The sequence below is a fragment of the Planctomycetota bacterium genome, assembly GCA_016125255.1.
GTDB lineage: Bacteria > Planctomycetota > Phycisphaerae > Phycisphaerales > Zrk34 > RI-421.
Genome location: WGMD01000020.1, coordinates 59,973 through 78,315 on the forward strand (window position 1 = coordinate 59,973; position 18,343 = coordinate 78,315).

At 63.3% G+C, this 18,343-nt stretch carries 14 protein-coding genes and 1 tRNA gene; 3 read left to right on the top strand and 12 right to left on the bottom strand.

Annotated features, from left to right (window positions below):
• Window positions 1-725: 725 nt before the first annotated feature.
• Window positions 726-1,115 carry a hypothetical protein gene (locus GC162_14500; GenBank protein MBI1369852.1) on the top strand — a complete coding sequence of 130 codons (390 nt, stop codon included), beginning with the start codon at window positions 726-728 and terminating at the stop codon, window positions 1,113-1,115.
• On the opposite strand, the gene GC162_14505 is transcribed toward GC162_14500, so the two are convergent.
• From GC162_14505 to GC162_14525, 5 genes are all read right to left on the bottom strand, one after another.
• Window positions 1,103-2,407, bottom strand: a complete 1,305-nt coding sequence (locus tag GC162_14505; protein ID MBI1369853.1) for a hypothetical protein — start codon at window positions 2,405-2,407, stop codon at window positions 1,103-1,105. The two genes, GC162_14500 and GC162_14505, sit on opposite strands and share 13 nt — an antisense overlap.
• Before the next feature lie 484 nt (window positions 2,408-2,891).
• Window positions 2,892-3,716: a hypothetical protein gene (locus tag GC162_14510; GenBank protein MBI1369854.1), complete on the bottom strand. Its 825-nt coding sequence runs from the start codon at window positions 3,714-3,716 to the stop codon at window positions 2,892-2,894.
• Window position 3,717: 1 nt separating this feature from the next.
• Window positions 3,718-5,184 carry a phospholipase C, phosphocholine-specific gene (locus tag GC162_14515; GenBank protein MBI1369855.1) on the bottom strand — a complete coding sequence of 489 codons (1,467 nt, stop codon included), beginning with the start codon at window positions 5,182-5,184 and terminating at the stop codon, window positions 3,718-3,720.
• Window positions 5,185-5,277: 93 nt separating this feature from the next.
• Window positions 5,278-5,961, bottom strand: coding sequence for an SOS response-associated peptidase (locus GC162_14520; GenBank protein ID MBI1369856.1), 684 nt, complete (start codon window positions 5,959-5,961; stop codon window positions 5,278-5,280).
• 17 nt (window positions 5,962-5,978) lie between these two features.
• Entirely contained in the window at window positions 5,979-6,935 is a 957-nt protein-coding gene (locus GC162_14525) for a PQQ-binding-like beta-propeller repeat protein (GenBank protein MBI1369857.1), read from the bottom strand.
• A gap of 138 nt (window positions 6,936-7,073) precedes the next feature.
• Between GC162_14525 and GC162_14530 the strand changes: the two genes are divergently transcribed.
• Window positions 7,074-7,146: transfer RNA gene (locus GC162_14530), tRNA-Gly, on the top strand.
• Between the two features lie 97 nt (window positions 7,147-7,243).
• On the opposite strand, the gene GC162_14535 is transcribed toward GC162_14530, so the two are convergent.
• Window positions 7,244-9,604 carry a hypothetical protein gene (locus GC162_14535; protein ID MBI1369858.1) on the bottom strand — a complete coding sequence of 787 codons (2,361 nt, stop codon included), beginning with the start codon at window positions 9,602-9,604 and terminating at the stop codon, window positions 7,244-7,246.
• Between the two features lie 167 nt (window positions 9,605-9,771).
• Between GC162_14535 and GC162_14540 the strand changes: the two genes are divergently transcribed.
• Complete coding sequence (locus tag GC162_14540; protein MBI1369859.1) at window positions 9,772-11,097, top strand: PQQ-binding-like beta-propeller repeat protein; 1,326 nt, start codon at window positions 9,772-9,774, stop codon at window positions 11,095-11,097.
• Between the two features lie 48 nt (window positions 11,098-11,145).
• Here GC162_14540 and GC162_14545 read toward each other — a convergent pair whose 3' ends face one another.
• Genes GC162_14545 through GC162_14570 form a run of 6 tightly spaced genes read right to left on the bottom strand, consistent with a single transcriptional unit; the run spans window position 11,146 to window position 18,199 of the window.
• A complete protein-coding gene (locus tag GC162_14545; GenBank protein MBI1369860.1) occupies window positions 11,146-12,855 on the bottom strand; it encodes a PQQ-binding-like beta-propeller repeat protein in 1,710 nt (569 codons plus the stop codon).
• 53 nt (window positions 12,856-12,908) lie between these two features.
• Complete coding sequence (locus tag GC162_14550) at window positions 12,909-14,420, bottom strand: sulfatase-like hydrolase/transferase (protein MBI1369861.1); 1,512 nt, start codon at window positions 14,418-14,420, stop codon at window positions 12,909-12,911.
• A 19-nt stretch (window positions 14,421-14,439) separates the two neighbouring features.
• Entirely contained in the window at window positions 14,440-15,258 is an 819-nt protein-coding gene (locus GC162_14555; GenBank protein MBI1369862.1) for a prepilin-type N-terminal cleavage/methylation domain-containing protein, read from the bottom strand.
• A 48-nt stretch (window positions 15,259-15,306) separates the two neighbouring features.
• The gene (locus tag GC162_14560) at window positions 15,307-16,155 is read right to left on the bottom strand and encodes a hypothetical protein (protein MBI1369863.1); all 849 of its coding nucleotides are present in this window, start codon (window positions 16,153-16,155) and stop codon (window positions 15,307-15,309) included.
• On the bottom strand, window positions 16,152-17,657 hold the full coding sequence (locus GC162_14565) for a hypothetical protein (protein ID MBI1369864.1): 1,506 nt from the start codon (window positions 17,655-17,657) through the stop codon (window positions 16,152-16,154). The genes GC162_14560 and GC162_14565 overlap by 4 nt, the downstream gene beginning before the upstream one ends.
• Window positions 17,654-18,199 (bottom strand): sigma-70 family RNA polymerase sigma factor, encoded by a 546-nt coding sequence (locus tag GC162_14570; protein ID MBI1369865.1) that lies wholly within the window; start codon window positions 18,197-18,199, stop codon window positions 17,654-17,656. Before GC162_14570 ends, GC162_14565 begins: the two co-directional genes overlap by 4 nt.
• Between the last annotated feature and the right edge of the window lie 144 nt (window positions 18,200-18,343).

Genomic DNA, 18,343 nt, shown 5'->3' on the forward strand with positions numbered 1-18,343 from the left:
GAACCCCAGACCCCGATGCGACATGAACAACAACGGCCGCATCACGGTCACATGAACCATTCCCCGATTCATGCGTCCCACGACTCGACGTGCCGGATGATCGGTGCCGACAAGAGGGGCTTTGCACGAAAGAGACGAATGATATTTCAACGCATCGCACGATCTCAAACGCTCGTGGCTCCGGGATGCTGCATCCTTCGGACACGTTGCATATGAACTTTTAGGCATAAGGCGCGGGAGGGACAAGATGTGGATTTCCCTTACTATTCACGAACGACGCAAAATGCGAAGTTTTCAGCTTCCACACAATCGTCGCGATCTGCATCGCATCGATGGTTAATGACAGTTCGGCCGATGGACTGTTGTCAACAGCATGACACTTGATCATGCAATTGACGAGGCGTACCACGACCGGATGTCATGATCGCCCGATGATCGCGATCAACAGGGGTGCGTTGTGTACGCAATATTCTCTGAAATATCCGGTGGATTCTGCATAGGCGACCTCCTGTCATCAAAACCAAGAGTGCCGAACCAAGACATGGACCACACTCTGATCATAGATGCACGGCGCGTTCTGTCAATGGGCGCGCTGAATTTTCGCGGGCTCTTTCAAGTACGAAACAACATCGCGCGATCGGGAGAAGCACTTATCAATCAGCTGGCGCGGCGGGCCGATGGAGTGATCGGATGCGGATGGATTGATCATCACGAGGCGGTATGGCATGCGCAGTCATTCGAGGCCGATGGCATTGATCATCGAAGACGCCGCGGGCGCGGGGCGATCGCTGGCGTCGTCGCTGCGCGCTGCGGGGTGCGCGTGCACGCTCATCGATGTGACGGGCGATGTGAGCGCGTCGATACAGCGGCCCGTGGATCTGATTATTGTGGCGATGGGGAAGCGGGGCACGTCGGCGCTTCAGGCGGTGCAGGTGATTCGCCTGCTCAGCGCGGCGCCGATCGCGGTCATGTCACCGGGCGCGGATGCCGAGCGTCGGAGCATCGGGCCATATACGGATTTGACATGGATCGATGCGACGACGTGCGAGGCGCGGATGATCAAACGCCTCATGAGCATCGCATCGGCGCGATGCGAGCCGAATCAGTCCTTCTGAAAATACGGCGGGAGCGTCGGCTTCGTGTCGCGGAGGATTTCCAGCACGGCGCGGCGCTTGGCGGTGGAGATGTCGGTGAAGTCGGCGCTGGTGTCGCGGCCGGTGAGGATCTCGTAGAGCCGGCGGTTGACGTAGTCGAGCAGTTCCGGCGGCATGGCGTCATAAGCGGGCGTGTAGATCAGGTAGCTGCACGGGTATTCGAACATGTAGTGCTTAAGGTTCAATTCGCGCAGGGAGCGGCCCTTGCGGTCGCGCGGGCCGGCCGCCTCGAACTGCTCCCGGAACTTCGTCGTGCCCGCGATCGGGTTTTCGAGCACGGGCTCGTCGATGAAGAGCATGTAACGCAGGATGGCGTCGCCCTGACGCTCGATGCGGTTCTGCGTGGAGGGGCTGATTTCGTTTTCGGGCCGGCTCATGATGCGATTGGATTCGCGCTGGTGATACAAAGCGATGCGGGTCTGATAGCTGCCGCGCGCGATCAGGTTGTGCATGTGCGTCTGATGCTCGAGGACCATCATCGCCACGATATCGCTGGACGGCGTGAGATAGGGCGAAGTGTCGAAGCGATTCGTCAGATCGGTGACGTTCGTGCCCTTCGTCGTGTCGAGCGGGGGCAGGTCGCCGTTGCCGTCATCGGGGCGATTGAGCGTGACGTTGCCCATGTGCTGCTGCTTGCCGCTGGTGCCGGTGATGTACCAGCCGCCGAAGCGATTGGACAGGGGCGTGCGATGGGTGGTGACGGTCGTGCCGGCCCGGAGCAGGGGGAATCCGTCATTGTCGGTCGTCACGGAGCGCACCATATGCCCGGGCACGGACTGCGTCATCGCCGAGTCGTGACATTGAAGGCAAAGATCGGTCTGTCGAACGAAGGCGGGACGATCGGACTTGTGGACATCAAGCGTATAGAACACGCCGCCGAGTTTGGGATCGACGGCGGAGATTTCGATGACGTCGCCATGCTGGACGGAGCCGATGTAGACATCGTCATTGAAATAGAGCGCGCGGGGCGTGGCGGGGGAGATGTGGCGAATCTGAAAGCTCGTCTTGGAGAAGACGAGCAGTTGGGACGTGGGGGAGATGTGCAGGGCGTCGAGCAGGGCGGGCAGGTAGCCGCGCTTCGGATCGTAGGCGAGGTGGATTTTGCCCGCGTCGATGTCGCGCTGAAGCTGCGCGACGGGATCTTCGGGCGTGGACGTGGCGTAGTTGATGGGCTCAAAGTCATAGTCGCCGTCGGCGCCGCGGGCGGCGGGGACGAAGACGGCGAGCGCGATGAGGAGGAGTATTCGTCGCATGGGCGGGGTCCATCATTATAGAACACGCTCGCGGTCACCCCAACCGGCGACGTGCGGACCGCGAGCGTGTCAGCGAGATAGGCGATCGATTACCGCTGCATTGCGAAGGAAGCGGCGGGGGCGTCGTTGCTCGGCGCATAGCGCGACGGGCTGCCGAGGACGATGACGCAGCCGATGAGCAGGACGGTCAAGAGGCAGGTGGCGAGGAAGACGCAGAGTGTTTTGTCGGTGTCGAGCATGGCAAGCTCCTTCCTATCCGGCGGCTGCGGCCCTTGTCGCACCCGCGACGAATCGAGCCCATCCGGCGGACATATTTGGATAAAACCATCTATAAATCAATATATCGTCAATTTGTCCGGGTTGTCAATACGGCGGATGGAAAATTGCGGGAATATTTTGGGGGGAGGATGGGGATGGGCGGGGCGCAAGGCAGGGGCAAGCGCTTGTGATGACATGGGTTGGAGCGGGCGGAATGGGCGGGGAATCAGCGGGGCAGGAGGACGCCCAGCGCGGCGGCGAGGCGCGCGATGAACGGGCGGTGCTCGGGCGGGGCGTTGTCGCGCCATGCTGTGAGGTAGTCGCTCATCGACTGCGGCTTCGCCGGGTGTGCGACATTGAGCCAGCGAACCGCTTCCCAGTGCTCCGGCTCCGCCTCGATGAACGGCAGCAGCGCCGCCGCCGCGACATTATTGAGCGGGCGATTGTCCGCCTTCGCCCGCAGTTCGGTCGCGTGCTGTGCATACCACTTCGCCAGCGTCAAACCCTCCGGCAACTTCGCCGCCGCGAGCCGCTGGTTCGCATAGTCATCGAGCGCCCCGGCATACGAGGCCCAGTTGCGATAAGGCGGATGCTCGCGCCATGTGTTCGCCATCTTCCGCAACACGAACAGCGACGCCGCCTCGCACATCGTCTCTTCGAACCACTTGCACCCCGTGTCGTCATCGTCGTACACGCACATCACATGACACAGCTCATGCGCGAACTGAAACGACATCTGCGCCCAGAGCCGATCGCCCGTGTTGAGCTTCATCTGAATCGCGCCGTCGGCGGCGCGTTCGTAGAGCACGATCGGGCCGCCGCGCGGTTCGACGTGAATCGCCGGCAGATCGTGCGGCCCGTACCACGGTGTCAGCTCATCGCCCGCCGATCGCAGCACCGCCTCCACATCCGACACTTCGCAATTCCATCCTTCGGGCGCGATCCGCAAATCCAGATGGATCGGCTTGCGATCGTCCGCCGCCTGCGCGGCGAGCAACATCATGCTCGCCAGAAGCGCCGCACTGAGGATGGATCGCGTGCGCCGCTTCATGTCATGCACCTTCGGGCCCGATGCGTTTGCGCTCGCCTTTTTCCTGCGTGGGCATCGCCTGCTCGCCGACCGGCGGCGTGGGCTTGGGCAGGCGCACCGGCGCGGTCAGCGCGAGTCCGAGCGTGATCGCCGTGTCGGGCAGCGAAGTGGGGGGCTCGGCCCTGGCGTCCTTGAAGCGGAACGCCGCGGTCAGGTCGCCGAATGTCTTGCGCCGCCAGTCGCTGATGTTCGGCTCGCGGACGCCCGTGAATTTTTCGAGGAACTGGAGCACGGACGTGTGATCGAACGGCTGCGAGCAGACCCATCCGCCGGCGGTCCATGGCGAGATGATGATGCACGGCACGCGGAATCCACCGCCGATCGGCAAACCGCCGACGAACTCGTCGGGCGTCCCCTCCGGCGGCGTCGGCGGGGCGACATGGTCGAAAATCCCGTCGTTTTCATCGTAATTCAAGATGAACGCCGTCTTGGCCCACACCTTCGGGTTCGACGCGATCGCCTCGATCTTGCTCGCCACGAACGCGGCGCCGGCGGCGGGCATGAACTCCGGATGCTCCGACTCGGTGCTCGTGGGCATGATCCATGACACCGTCGGCAATCGATCGTTGCGCGCATCCTCCTCGAACGTCCCGCGCGGTCCGTGAATCATCGCTTTCTGATGCAGGGGCGATCCCGGCGGCGCCTGCCGGAACGCCTCGAAATATTCGAGTACATTGCAGCCGTAATTGTCCTTCTCCTGATACACCTTCCAACTCACGCCCGCTTCTTCAAGGCGCTCCGCGTAAGTCTTCCATGCGTATCCGTGCACCTTGCCGTTTTCGTCCTTGGGGATCTTGTTGCTGATGAGCGGTCCGCCGCCTTTGCCCGCGGGGTCGATCGTCCCGGTCATCCAATACATGCGGTTCGGCCATGTCGGACCGAACACCGAGCAGTGATACGCATCGCAGATCGTAAACGACTCGGCGAGGGCGAACTGAAAGGGAATGTCCTCGCGCGTGTGATAGCCCATACAGAACGGGCCGTTTTTTCCGTCGGCTTTGCGGTGGGCGGGGAGCCAGTTGTCCATCTTCCCGCCGTTCCATGCTTCATGCTGCACCTTCCACGAATGATTCGTCGAAGGCATTTTCTGCGCGCTGGTCGTCTGCGTGTTCATGCGGAACGGCAGCAGCACGCCGCCGGGACTTTGGTCATCGGGCTGATGAAACACGCTCTTGCCGTGCGAAAGCGTCATCGCCTTCGCGTCGTCAAATCCGCGCACGCCGGCCATCGTGCCGAAGTAGTGATCGAAGGAGCGGTTTTCCTGCATGAGCAGCACGACATGCTTGATGTCCGCCATCGTGCCGGTCGGCGGCGCGTCGGCCAGCGCCCGCCGCACATTCGGCGGCAGGGCGGTCGAAGCCATCGCGGCCGCGGTCAGTCGTGTCGCGTTCGACAAAAGGCGGCGGCGTGTGAATCCGCCCGTGTGCATCGATTCGTCAGCCATGCGGTTGCCTCCAGTATGTCAATTAAACGGACGCAGCCCGGCGACGTCAACACAAATCTCCGCGCCGGCGCGATCGCATCAAAAAAGCGTCTGCGGCATGTCGTCGATCGGATCGATCAGGTCCGGCCCGTCATGCGAAGGCGTGTTGACGCGCGGCGATACCGGCTCGGCGCACAACGCTTCCGCATCGCTCGGGCGAAGCACCTCGCCGGCGCGGTCCGCGTCCGCCTTGAGCCAGTCGTCGATCTCGCTCGCCGTGAGAATCACCGGCATGCGATTGTGGATCGGCGCCAGCAGCGCATTCGGCTCGGTCGTGATGATCGTGTACGTCTCGACGGGTTGATCGGCGGCGTCGCGCCACGATTCCCACAGCCCCGCGAAGGCGAACGCCTCGCCGTCGCGCCGGTGAATGTAGTACGGCTGCTTGTGATCGCCGGTCTTTTTCCATTCGTAAAAGCCATCGGCGGGCACGACGCATCGCCTGTGCCGATACGCGTCGCGAAACGCCGGCTTTTGGCCGATCGTTTCGGCGCGGGCGTTGATCAGCTTGTTGCCGATTGTTTCATCCTTCGCCCATCGCGGCACGAGCCCCCATCGCATCGGCCGCATGACCCGCCGGCCGGCGTCGCCGATGACGATGACGGGGGCGAACTGCATCGGGGCGATGTTGTAGCTCGGGCCGAAGACGCGGAACTCCTCGACGAGGCCGAACGCCGACATCAGTTGCGCCATGCGTGATTTGAGCACGTAGCGTCCGCACATGATCCGCCTCGCCGCCCTTAGCGCGCCGCCGGACTCGGCACGTCGAGCACCTGCGAGTTGGGCGTCGAGTTGCCGAAGCGCTGAAAGTCCTTGAACGTCCAGACGACTTTCTTGTCGCGCGTCACCTCGATGATCTGCGGATTCGTCGGGCCGGCGTGACAGTTGCCGAAGACGATGTTGCCGTTGGGCATCAGTTGCAGCGTCGTCACCCATGCCAATTCGATGCCCGGCAGGTCTTCCGATGTCAGACTCCAGACGATCTGCTTGTCGGGCGAGACTTCCAGGATGCGATGCCCGTTGCCCGTCGACATCAGCGTGTTGCCGTTGGGCAACCGAAGCGCGGCGAAGACCTGGTTGCCGAATCCCTCGGGGCCGTGCCCGCCCTTGGGTTGCATCCCGAACAGCGGCACGTCGTACTCCCAGACGACCTTGCCGTCGCCGTCGTACTCGCGCACCTTGCCGTCGCCTTCGTGACACACGAGGTAGTGCCCATCGGCGAGTTTGCGGACGAGGCGCGTATCGCGATGCGGATTGGGATGATCGACGGTGAGCTTGATTTCGTGCACGATGCGGCCGTCGTGATCGACTTCGATGATGCGGCCGGGGCCGGACTCGGCGATCATCGTGTTCCCGTCGGCGAGGCGTTCAAAGGCATGCACCTGCACCGGCTTGCCCTCATTGCCGTTCATCTTCGTCGCCTCGTATTCCCAGACGACGGCGTTCGTCGCCGGGTCGATCTCGACGAGGTGCGTGTACGAATCCTCGAAGAGAACGTGACCGTTGGCGAGCATGTGAAGGTCGTGAATCTGGTTGACCTTGTGCTCCCATTCGGTGCGTCCGTCGGCGCCGATGATGGCGATCCGCTTCACCGAATCGTCCGCCACCAGCAGGCGGTGCCCCGTCGTCTGCCCCATCGCCGCCGCCGCCCACACCAGCGCCAGGCCCATCACGATCGCTGCACGCATCGGCCACATCCTTTCGCAAATCGTTCCGATCCGCCCGGCCGCCTCGCCCCCGGGAAACCGCCCGCGGACCATCCGCACATTGTACCCGCCCCCGATTTTCCCGCACTGGCCAACGACGCCGCCGAAGCGTACTATGTCACCACCCCCGCGGGCGTAGCTCAGTTGGTAGAGCGTCAGCTTCCCAAGCTGAATGTCGAGGGTTCGAACCCCTTCGCCCGCTTTGATGGTTAGAGGCCGCCGAGTACCGCATGGCGCGTTCCGCTTCGTGGCGATCGAAACCATCCGCACGTCTGAAGCGTCGTCCCTGGAAGATTCGATTATTTGGATGTCATCGCGCACGAGCCGAAGAAGTTGATCGGCCCGCCGTCCGCTTGGACGGGTTGCAGGTTCAGATCGGGCGGCGTCGGGCCGCTGAAGAGAATGATCGTTTCGCCGCGGGTCAGGTCGATCTTGTACAGCCCGTCGCCCAGACCATGAATCTTGTCATTCAGCGAGGCATCGATCGCGCGGATCGGCCCGTCAAGTCCCGGCCGGATTCGACACGGCCAGCCGGCCAGACTCTTGACCGCCACCCATTGCGTCCTGCCTTTGGTGCGTGAAGCGCTGACCAGAAACGCGCCTTCGGCGCGCAGGTCTGCGAAGGCCACGTCGCGCCATGCCTCCGGCACGCCGGGGAAGACGCGAATCGTCGACACCCATGCCGGATGATCCGCATCGTCGGCCCACTGGCTCCAACTCTGCAGCAGCATGTCCTGCACCGACGCCGCGCCCGACAGCGGCGATTCGATCACCGGGCTGTCGGCTTCCATGTACATCGTGTTGGGCGTGAGCGTGCGGTCGATCAGACCGTTGAGATACTCAATCGCCTTGTCGCCCTGATGCATCGAGGCGTACATCGACGCGGCGCCGCTGTAGGAGTAACCGGCGAAGGCCTTGGCGCCGAACGCCCAATGGTCGACCGACTTTTGAATCAGCTCGCGCTGATCCGGTTGCTCCCAGTTGACCTGATACAGCGGGTAAATCATGAGCAAATGCGAGTAATGACGATGCCCGCCCTTGAAGGGAACATCGCGGGCGATCATGAAGCCGTTGTCATCCACGGGGTAGTCGGCCAGATGCGCGAGAATGTCTTTCCACTGCGGCAGCTGCGGGTCATCGATGCCGAGGCGCACCGATTCGGCGATCAGCGTGCGCAGGCCCCACCGCAATACGCCCATGTCGTAATTGCAATCCGGCCCGAATGTCAGTTCAGGCGAGTAGGTCGGGCGAATGTGATACGCGCCGTGCTCGTCTTTTTCAAGAATCGGCAGGTAGACATTGATCGCCCGCCGCAGCATCGGCAGCATCTTCTCGCGCAGCCGGTTATCGTCCGCCGCGTATCGGCATTGCCGCCAGTAGTTGTGCATGGCCCACGGCAGGTTGGCCACTTCGACGGTGCCGCTTTGTCCCTTGAACATTCCGCCCGCAAGGTCCGTCGAACTCGTGATGCGTGCAACGCGCGCCATCTGGCCTTCATACGGACCGAAATCAACGCCGGCGAAAGCGCCGTTCGTCGGTTTGCCCCTGGGCGCGTTGGCGATGAGCTGCGGCGTGTTGTCGTCGATGAGGTCCGCCAGCGACTGCCCGATGTTCAGGCGGTTGGCGGTGTAGACCGGGTAGTACGCCAGTTGAATATTCAGATTCCACCACATGCCCGGCCAGATCGAATTGCGATACCACGGGCCCATCAGATCCATCGCCGGCTTGCCGTCGCGCGTCGCCGCCCCAAGTTTGTACATCTGAATCCAGTAAAAGCTCTCGAGCCGCGTATCGGGAATGCTCACGAAGCTCTGAGCCAGATAGTCGTGCCACCACCGTCGATGATCCTCGACAAGCTCGTCGAAATTGACGCGCTCGGCCCGCGCGATCGCGTCCGTCGCTTCGTCGATGCTCGACGCCTGCGTGTTGTAGCCGATGGCGATGTAGATGCGATGCAGGTTGCCGCTCGCCGCGAGGGTCTTCCATGCGGTCGTATAGTCGCCGCCGGCGAGCATGGGCTGGCGCGATAATTGAATGGCACCGCGCGTCGAGAGTTCGGCCGGGGGATTGGCGGGGTACTTGTCCTGCGGGCGCCGGCGGCCGTAGCCCTCGGGCTTCGATCGATACACGCGCGGCGATTCGGAGATGGCCGGCACGTAATCCCATCGACAATCGCGCTCGCCCTGGTCGGGTTCGAATTCGACGACCATGACATCCCGCTGCGACGGGATGAACGCACGCCATCTGATCTCACCGCGATCAGTGATGAGCCGGCCCCGGGCTTCGGCGTTCCACAGGTCCAACCGCATGTCGCCGCCGGTGATCTTGCCGACCGGCGTGATCAGGAAATGCCCGATCGGCAGTCGCGCGTGATCCGTCAGCGGATCGCTGCCCTTGCGATGATCGAGGATATCGCTGCGGCCCAAGTCCAGTCGCAGCGCATCGGTTTCCTCCGGTCGGTAGTCGAAACCAAAGATGCTCCCGCCGGGCGGCTTGGAGGGCTGATAGATCATCAATCCCAACAGCCCGTTGCCCAGAAAGGCACCCTGTTCCCATTTGCTCGGCAGTTCGTCCCACACCAGGTCATGCCGCGACATGAACGTCGGCCAGTCGATGGCATCGCGAATATCAGCCGCCGATACGCCGGCCGTCGACCACATGACCATCACGCAAAGCGCGACAGCTTCTAATTTCCGGCGCAAACGCACTTTGTTGCTCCGTCAAGAATCATGGCGTCGGGTCGAACCGTTGAACCCTAGCGTAATGCCCGGCGGATGCAACTACAATGGTCGCGGGTGATCGCGCCCATTCCCGGAGACGCTGATCCATGAACAAATCCGCCCTCCATCAAATCGTCGCGGCGTTGCGCCCGATGTTTGATCGGGCCGTGTTGATCGCGGTCGGGTCGGCGCTCACGACCGTCGCGCTCGCGGGGGACTTGCCTACACCGCAGGAATACGGCGCGAACTGGCCGCGTTTTCGCGGGCCCGACGGCAGCGGGGTCTACGCGCCCGGCGACATCCCTGTGACATGCGATCCGGCGACAGGACGGAATGTCGCATGGATCACCCAAGTGCCGATCAGCGGATTCAGTTCGCCCATCGTATGGGGCGATCGGCTGTTCGTTTCCGGCGGCGACGAATCGCAGTGCGCGGTCATGTGTCTGGATACGCGATCGGGCGCCGTGTCATGGCGCAGCGCCGTGCCGAAGATTGTCGGCGACGCCGCCGAGCCGGAAAAGGCGCCGGACGAGTCGGGCATGGCGGCGGCGACGACAGCGACGGATGGGCTTCGCGTGTATGCGATGTTCGCCAACGGGGTTCTGGCGGCGTTCGATCTGTCGGGCAAGGTCGTCTGGTCCAAGCGCGTGGCCGTTCCGAAGAATCCATATGGGTTCGCCACGTCGCTCGTGACCTGGCGGGACCGCGTCATCGTTCAATTCGATCAGGGCGATCCGGATGATCAGCTCAGCAAGCTTTACGCCTTCGACGGCGCGACCGGCACGGTCGTTTGGCAACAGCCCCGGCCCGTCGGCACCTCGTGGGCCACGCCGATTGTCTTCGACGCCGCGGGAAAGTCGCAGATCGTCACGCTGGGCGTGCCGTGGGTCATTTCATATGCATCGTCGGACGGGTCGGAAATCTGGCGCGCCGACTGTCTCGACGGCGAAGTCACGCCCTCTCCGATCTTCCGCGGCGGGATGCTCTTCGTCGTCAGCCCGACGGTCAAGCTTCAGGCCATCCGCCCGGACGGACAGGGCGATGTGACGGGGACGCACCTGGGCTGGGAGGCGGAGGACAACATCCCCGATGTGAGCAGTCCCGTCAGCGATGGTCAATGCGTCTTTGTCGTCAATACGCCGGGCATATTGACGTGCTATGACGCGAAGACCGGCCGCAAACATTGGGAACACGATCTGGGCGACGCGTGCAAAGCGTCGCCGAGCATTGCGGGCAATAAGCTCTACGTCGTCACGATGCACGGGGCGCTGATGGTTGTCGAGGCCGCGCCGCAGTTCAAAGAGCTCGGGCGGTCGACGCTTGGCGAAGAAGTCTTCGCCAGCCCGGCCTTCGCGCAGAGCCGGATGTTCGTGCGCGGGGTGCATCATCTGATCTGCATCGAAGCGGCCGCGCACGAGCCGGTCAAGCCATGAAAATGCGTCTTCTGATTGACGTTCCGAGGCGGAAGTCCGCCGCTTTTCTTACCGGCCCGCGCTGACCGAATCGGTCATCGCCTTGGCGCCTTTCTGCACCGCCCACAGATAATTCTGCGACCCGATGAAGAGCGAGCCGTTGGCTGTGACGGGTGTGGCGTACGGCGCGGAGCCGAGGGCGATTTCCGAAAGCACTTTCATCTCTCTGTCCGCCTTGAGAACGATGAGCATTTTGGAAGTATTGACGAACACCTTGCCGTCGGCGACAAGCGGCGTGCTCCACGTCTCCGCGTGCGCGTCGTACACCCAGTAGGGCTTGCCGGTTTCGACGTCAAGACAATGAATGTGACCAGCCAGGTCGGCGGCGTACAGCAGACCGTCGCTGATGGCGACGCTGGAGATGCTGCGCTCCAGCGCGTCATAGGTCCAGACGCAGCCGGTGTGCGTGATGTCGCCGGTCTTGGCGGCGTCGATGCAATGCAGGAGGCCGCGGCCTCGCCCGTGCGACGGGTCCTGTCCGATCGTGCAGTAGACGCGTCCGTCATGAAACACGGGCGACGCGATGATTTCGCTGGGTCCGAGGAATCTGCCGTCATCCCGGTTCGTGGTGTACTTCTTGCGCTTGTCCCCGATGTAGTAGTTGAAGGGCTTGCCGTCGCCGAGCGGATCGCGGTACGACGGCGGATCGCAATCGTAGGACCAGACCTTTTTGAAATGGATCGGCTCCGAAGGCACATCTTCGAGCGCTTCAAAGGCGTAACAGATTCCGTCCGCCCCGCCGAAGAAAACAAGCTTCCTGCCGTTCACCACCCCGATCGTCGGCGGCGACCAGAGGCAATGCCACATCCGATGCCCCAAATCCTCCGTATCGGTGGCGAGCAGTTTGCCTGTGACCGCATCGAGCGCGATGAAGCTCGGCGCATCGGGGCGGAGGCAGAATGTATGGTCATGATTGACGCCGTTGGCGGAAACGGTGTACAGGATGCGTCCGTCGACGAGCACCGAGCACGCCGCCACATCGTGCGGGCACACGCCCAGTTGATCCACCAGATCGTATTTCCAGACGATGTCGCCATCGGACTTATCCAGCGGGACGGGCGGCTTGTGGGCGCCGGCGATGTAGTGGGCTTCGTCGGTGAACGGCCCGTCGTTGCCGTTGGCCTGTCCTTGCACGTCCAGGCAAAGAATCTCGCAGGCGCTGGTCATCACGTAGGCGCGATCACCGACGACGGTCGGCGATGAACAGACGCCCAGGTTCTGCTGACCGTAGTGCGCATTGTCGGGCAGCAGGTCCTTGGGTCTCACCGGCACCGGCAATCGCCAGAGCGTGCGCCCGGTCATTTCGTCAAGGCACCACACCATGCCGCCGCGCGTGCGCTTCAGGCGCGGGTCGTCCTGCAGACTCGCATCGTCCGTCCCGACGAACACCCGGCCGCCGGCCACCGACGGATTTCCGCACATGTGCGTGCCGAGGCGAACGACCCAGCGCACATTCTCCGTCGTGCCCGGTTCCATCCCCTGACCCGTCGGCGACTTCTCGCCCGGCTTGAACGTCTGCGGCAGCCCCGTCTCGCTCGACACCATGTTCCGCCCCAGGTCGAGTCCGCCCCACCCCGGCCAGTCGCCCGCTTCAAGTATCGCCCAGGGGATCAACACAAAGCCGACCGTCGCGCAAAGGAGTGATCTGCCCATGTTCGCCTTCGACTTCAATGAGGAACAGGTCCGAACGGAACCGCCGCCGCTTGCACGTGTCATCATATCTTCCGACGCGATGCCGTTCACGCCCGCCCGCACGATCAGACCGAGGCGGTTCAACGCTGATCGGGCCAGGGGATGGGCTTTTGCGTCGAAGAGTCGATGGGCATGTCCGCGCCGACGGAGCGGAGATATTTGCCGAGCTTGCCGGCGAGTTGGGCGACGATCTGCGGGTTCTGCGAGGCGACATCGTGGGCTTCGCCGATGTCGCTGGTGAGGTTGAAAAGCTCGATGACGCGATTGGTGTGATGATAGATGAGTTTCCATGGCCCGACACGGATCGCGCTGAAGGGCGGATCGACGTAGTTGTGCGGGAAGTGCCAGTAGAGCGGGCGCGTGTCGGCGCCGGGCATGGTCTCGCTGCGGAGCAGAGGAACGAAGCTCAGGCCGTCGACACGGGGTTTGGCGGCGTCGGGGATCGGGACGTGCGCCATGTCGAGGAACGTGGGGAAGAGGTCTTCGATCATGACGTACTGCTCGCATTTCGATGCGGGTTTCGTCACGCCGGGCCAGCGGACGATGAGCGGGACGCGCGAGCCGCCTTCGTAGGGATCGAGCTTGTGCCCGCGCAGGGGCTTGGGGCCGGGCAAGGCGCCCATCGTGCCGTTGTCGCTCATGAACACGACGATGGTGTTGTCCGCGATGCCCAGCTTGTCGAGATGCGCGAGCACGTCGCCGAGCGATTGGTCCATGCCTTCGATCATCGACGCGTAATCGGCCTGTGAGCCCTTGAGGCCCGCGGCACGATACTTCTCGACGAAGCGACGATCCGCTTCGATCGGCGCGTGCACGGCGTAATGCGCCAGATACAGATAGAACGGCTTGTGATCGGCGACCGCCTTGTCCATCGCGGCCAGGGCTTCGATCGTCAGCGCTTCGGTGAGGTTGATGTCCTTGCCGTGATATTTGTCGAGGCCGGGCACATCCCAGATCCGATCGCCCTTGCGCCACGCGGCGCTGAAGTCATGCAGCCCGTCATAACTGCCGGGCCCGCCGGCGGCGTGACCGGCGATGTTGACGTCGAATCCGAGATTCAAGGGATCCGCCCCGGGCGTGCCCTCCGCGCCCCAGTGCGCTTTGCCGGCATGAATCGTGCGGTAGCCCGCCTCGCGCAGCAGTTGCGGAAGCGTCACCGCCGCGTACGTCAACGGCGTCGTCGGTCCGCCGACCGGGGCGAGCCCGTTGCGGTTCCACTGCGGCAGTTCGATGCCCTTGAGCGAACGATCCGGCGAAAGGTTCTCGCGCAGCGTCCAGTTCGTCACCCGATGACGCGCCGCGTTCGCCCCCGTCATCAGCGAGACGCGCGACGGCGAACACAGCGAGCACGCATACGCCTGCGTGAACATCATCCCCCCGTCCGCGAGCGTCTGCATGTTCGGCGTGCGGTAGCGATCGTTCAACTCGGTCCGCTCTTTGTAGAACGCCACCGACGTGTCCTGCCAGCCCATGTCATCGACGAAGAAGAACACGATATTGGGCTGACGCGGCGGCGCATCGATAGGCGCCTCGGCGGCGCGGAGGATGCTCGACGTGAGAAGACACAGCAATGCAGCCGCAAGATGACGCATCAGGCAATTCCCGCTTTGGTCAGTAGTACATGGGTGAGCCGATGGCGCGGTCGACCCAGCCGTCGGGATACGTGGCGACGTTGAACATTTTCTGCGTCTTGATCTGGCCCGCGTCTTTCCATCGCACGCTGCCGTCGCCGAACGATTGATTGAGGCCGGTGATCGAGGGAGGCGCGTATTCTTCGAGGCCGCCGGCGGTATTGTTGGGATGGTAGCTCCACGCCCAGCCCTCGCGGCCGTGGTTGTAGCGGAACAGGCCGGTGCTGGTGTTGGGCATGAGCACATCGCTGGTGAGCAATTGCGCCGAGCCGCCGCCGCGCGAATCGCACAGTTGCCGCTCAGCACCATTGTGATATTCCGCGGGGCTCCAGCGATCGACGCCGGCGAAATAGGCGTAGGACAACTGCGTGAAGTGATAGCCGTCGGTCAGATGGGTGACCCAGTGCGTCGCGGCCAGCTCCCGATAAAAGTCACGATCGACGGAAGGGCAGATCAGCACGCCGCGCGGAACCTTGTTGGGGATGTCGAAGCCGCTCAAATACGGTTGAATGCGATGCACGGACCACTCGCCGGTGTCGTCGGTCTGGATGGTGTTGATGTATTCGGGATTGCGGCCGGTGGCGGCGTTGGGCGTTTTGCGCGTGATCATCATGATGCCACGATTGTTGAGGCCGTAGCTGATCGCGCCAACGGCGATCTGTCTCTGATTTGCGGCGCAGACGGCAAGCCGAGCGGTGATGCGCGCCTGTTTGAGCGAAGGCAGAAGGATCGCGATGAGCAGCGCGATGATGGTGACGACGACGAGCAATTCGATCAGTGTGAAACCATGTCGGCGCATGGGACGTTCCACGGGGAAGCCCACGGCGGCATGCCGCGGGCCTCGGGGTTAATGATGACGGCGGCGCTTGGCTGTGGTCAGGGCGAGCAGCGCAAGCCCCCCGGGCAGCGCGGCGGGGGCGGGGATCACGATGACGCCGGCGAGGACGCCGACTTCGGTAGGCGTCAGGACACCGGTGTAGATGCGGGCGTCGTCGAGCAGGCCATCGAAGCTTTGCCCGGTGGTGCCGGTGCCCGGGCCGCCCAGACGTGCGGCGGTCTGAGCCGTGTTGATGGCGACGGGCGTGTTGGGCATCGTGCCGGTGGCGATGACCGCGCCGTTGCGATAGAGGAGGGTCTGGCCGGTCGTGCCGTCGAAGGTGACGGCGAAATGGATCCAGACATCCAGCGGCTCGGCGGCCGTATCGTCGAGAATGACGGTGTCGCCGCTGTCGTCACGCGAGATGAAACCGATTTTGCCGGCCAGCGCATGACTCGACTCATAGAGGCGCAGCAGATAATTGTGCTCGAACGGCGAGGCGACCTGATAGACGCCGAAGAGTTCCGCGGCCCCGGAGCCGGCGGGAACAAAATCGACATTGACCCAGATGGAGAGACTGAAACTGCCGTTGATCTGTAGTTCGCTGATGGGCGAGAGGTTCACGTAGTCGCCGGCCCCGTTGGTCCCGCCGTCGAAGTTGAGCGAACGGGTCGATCCGCTGGGCACGGGAGCGACGTTCGTGGACCAGTTGGGCGTATTGACGAAGACGCCGTTCTGAGGGGTGCCGGCGGAATCACCGACGGTGGTGCCGGCGCCTTCGTCCATCTTGTAATGGGCCAGCAGCGTGGCGGCGGGCGCGGCGGGAGCGCCGAACATCAGCGCACAGGCGGCCAGGATGAACAAGCGTTGCCTCTTCATGGGGTCTCTCCTTGGTTCAGCGAATACAGGTTTTGAAAGTGATGGATCAGTTCGTTCAATTCATCGTCGTTCAAGGCGCGGCTGAAGTGCAGCAGTTCCGCGAGGTCGCCATCGAACGGCGCGGCGCCCGTGGGGTGGGACCCGATGAACGCGGCGACAGTGTCCGGGAATGTGACGTCGGGAAGGGCAGCGACCTGCGTTTGGCCGGCGGCGCACAGCTTGAGCGTGCGGGTCTGATCATCGATGACGAGCGCGAGGAGCATCGGGGCGTCGGGGCGATCGAGCGGAAGCGAAACGCTCCGGAGATTCTTTTGCCCATCCCAGATACGAGCGACGGCGTTGAGGCCGATCTGTAGAGCAACCGTGGGCGGGCCGTTGCTGTTCCAGATCATGGTCTGTGCGACTTGGGGATGACGATTCTGCAGGACGGCGAGAATCGTCTGGCTGCGCGATTGGCGGAAGGGCTCTGTGGAGAGGGCGGACCCGTCGGCGTTGAATCGCACGGCGGGCCGCGCGGCGATCGCGGCGGCGGCAAAGCGCGGAGCGACGGACGGAGGCGCGGCGAACGCGGGGGGTTGCCCGGACGCGGCGCGATTGTTCCATCGCACGACCCGGCCCCCGGCGTCGGTCTCAACGCCATGCTCGGCGCTGAGCCAAAGCGTCAGCCCGGCCTGCACGGGAAGACCCGGGGTGGTGGTGACGCGGGCCACGACGCCCTGATGGAGCTGCGCGGTCTGACCGGCGATGAGGACGGTTGCGTCGGTCTTCGTTTTGAGGCGAACGGAACCCTCGATCACCCGAATCGCAGCTCCATCCAGGGCGTCGATCTTCACGCTGAATCGTGTGCCCAGATCGACGATGCGGGCGCCGCCGGGAAGATCGACGGCGAACCCTCGCGCCTCGGGGCGAACGTAGGCCTCAAGCCGCCCCGCGGTGAGCTTGCCGCTGTTGTTGCCCGTCATTTCAAACTCGCACGGGCCGGTCAGATCGACGACCGCCGATGATTTGAACATGATCTGAGCCGTCCCCGACACGAGCCGGATCGGCCCGGCCTCCAGCGCGCCGCCGAGCTCCAGTTGGTCGAAATCATCGGCAAATACCGCATTTTCCGTATTGGTCAATAGCGCCACGCCACGCTTCGGACCCGCCGGCCCGGCCGCGCGATCCGATCCGCCCGTCGGCGGCCGCACGGTGAACCAAAGACTCATCAATATCGCCAGCGCCGCCGCCAAACCCGCCGCATATCGCCAGTTGAACTTCGACCGCGCCGGCGTCGCCGTGACCGTATGTATCGAATGCGCCCGGATGCGGCCGACCGAACGCAGACGGCAGTGAATCATGACAAACGTGCGATAAAGCATCATCGCCTGCGCATCCGTCATCAGCACGCGCTCAAGCCGCTCGAGCGTCGGCGCATCCGCTGTGCCATCAACCGCGGCCGCGATGTCGCGCAGCAGTTCCGAGGGCGTCGGCGTCCCGATCTTTTCAGATTCGTGACTCACGGGTTGGCCTCCCGGATGCGGCGCTGAACGCAGTCGAGCAGTTGCGTGCGGATGCGATGAATCGCCTTGCGGATCGACCGCAGCGAGCGATCGGACTCGGCGGCGAGGTCCGCGGCCGTGGCCTGCGTCGAGTAGAACGCCTGGATCAATTTCATGTCCGGCTCGCGCAGCCCGTTCAAGCATTTCTGCAGCGCCGCCCAGCGATGATCCAACTCCTCGCTGTGCGACTCCTCGAATCGCGCGATCTGAGCCACCAGCCCGTCGCCGAATACATGACGATCCCGCTGCTGCGATCGGCGGAAGTTCCGCACCTGGTTGAACGCGATCCCGTTGGCCCATCGGACAAAGTCGCGCGAGCGGTCGAACTGATCGAACTCGCGCCAGAGCACCTCGCTCGTCCGCTGAAAAATATCCTCCGCATCGTCGAACCGATGCACCATCGAAAAGATGAAACTGAAAATGCGATCGCGATCGCGCGAAAAGAGCGAAACGAAATCCGCCCGCGGGTCGGGATCGTGCGGCTTGTCGGTGCGGTCAGGCATGCGAACCAATTTTCCATCTCGGCGCAAAGACGCTTACCAGAGTATGGTCCGCCCACGCCCTGATTGCCCCCACAGAATTCGAAAATCATGTATTGAGCAATGCGGGCTGTGCGTCGTAAAGCATTTTATGGAAGGTGTTTGTGC

Excerpts from the sequence above, each read along its gene's own strand:
- GC162_14500 (MBI1369852.1), top strand. The coding sequence starts at position 726 with ATGCGCAGTCATTCGAGGCCGATGGCATTGATCATCGAAGACGCCGCG.
- GC162_14505 (MBI1369853.1), bottom strand. The coding sequence starts at position 2,407 with ATGCGACGAATACTCCTCCTCATCGCGCTCGCCGTCTTCGTCCCCGCC.
- GC162_14510 (MBI1369854.1), bottom strand. The coding sequence starts at position 3,716 with ATGAAGCGGCGCACGCGATCCATCCTCAGTGCGGCGCTTCTGGCGAGC.
- GC162_14515 (MBI1369855.1), bottom strand. The coding sequence starts at position 5,184 with ATGCACACGGGCGGATTCACACGCCGCCGCCTTTTGTCGAACGCGACA.
- GC162_14520 (MBI1369856.1), bottom strand. The coding sequence starts at position 5,961 with ATGTGCGGACGCTACGTGCTCAAATCACGCATGGCGCAACTGATGTCG.
- GC162_14525 (MBI1369857.1), bottom strand. The coding sequence starts at position 6,935 with ATGTGGCCGATGCGTGCAGCGATCGTGATGGGCCTGGCGCTGGTGTGG.
- GC162_14535 (MBI1369858.1), bottom strand. The coding sequence starts at position 9,604 with ATGTGGTCGACGGCCGGCGTATCGGCGGCTGATATTCGCGATGCCATC.
- GC162_14540 (MBI1369859.1), top strand. The coding sequence starts at position 9,772 with ATGAACAAATCCGCCCTCCATCAAATCGTCGCGGCGTTGCGCCCGATG.
- GC162_14545 (MBI1369860.1), bottom strand. The coding sequence starts at position 12,855 with ATGATGACACGTGCAAGCGGCGGCGGTTCCGTTCGGACCTGTTCCTCA.
- GC162_14550 (MBI1369861.1), bottom strand. The coding sequence starts at position 14,420 with ATGCGTCATCTTGCGGCTGCATTGCTGTGTCTTCTCACGTCGAGCATC.
- GC162_14555 (MBI1369862.1), bottom strand. The coding sequence starts at position 15,258 with ATGCGCCGACATGGTTTCACACTGATCGAATTGCTCGTCGTCGTCACC.
- GC162_14560 (MBI1369863.1), bottom strand. The coding sequence starts at position 16,155 with ATGAAGAGGCAACGCTTGTTCATCCTGGCCGCCTGTGCGCTGATGTTC.
- GC162_14570 (MBI1369865.1), bottom strand. The coding sequence starts at position 18,199 with ATGCCTGACCGCACCGACAAGCCGCACGATCCCGACCCGCGGGCGGAT.